1 pseudogene is annotated in these 372 nt (G+C 39.8%); it reads left to right on the forward strand.

From position 1 onward, the window contains the following. Nucleotides 1-124 precede the first annotated feature (124 nt). A pseudogene (locus tag ACRPFF_RS11480) lies at nucleotides 125-220 on the forward strand (MafB protein); the annotation flags it as partial. Nucleotides 221-372: the final 152 nt, after the last annotated feature.

Raw genomic sequence — 372 nt, forward strand, 5'->3', positions numbered from 1 at the left:
GTCGAGTCTCGTGGGCTCGGAGATGTGTATAAGAGACAGATTTAAAATAGTGGCATCCAACATCTGCATGAAAATGGCAATTGCAAGCAGAAATGGTAACCAGGCGGAGATCGTATGGGAGGGTTCAAATGGTAATGTTGTGAAAACCGGTAATTTACAAGGTAAGCAAGCAAAAGATTATTTACAACAACAAACTCATATCAGGAACTTAGACAAATGAATGAACACAACCTGTAAAAGGATTTTCTGTTCTTCACGACTCAAGTGTTGCCATTTTTCAATATGTTGCTGCATATCTTATCCCTTTGAACCTGTTTTATACGGTCTGAAATACAGCACGAACCCTATCCAAATCTTCCTGCGTATCCACAC

Origin of the sequence: Neisseria sp. SLRRB23 (assembly GCF_050896295.1) — a bacterium.
Taxonomy (GTDB): domain Bacteria; phylum Pseudomonadota; class Gammaproteobacteria; order Burkholderiales; family Neisseriaceae; genus Neisseria.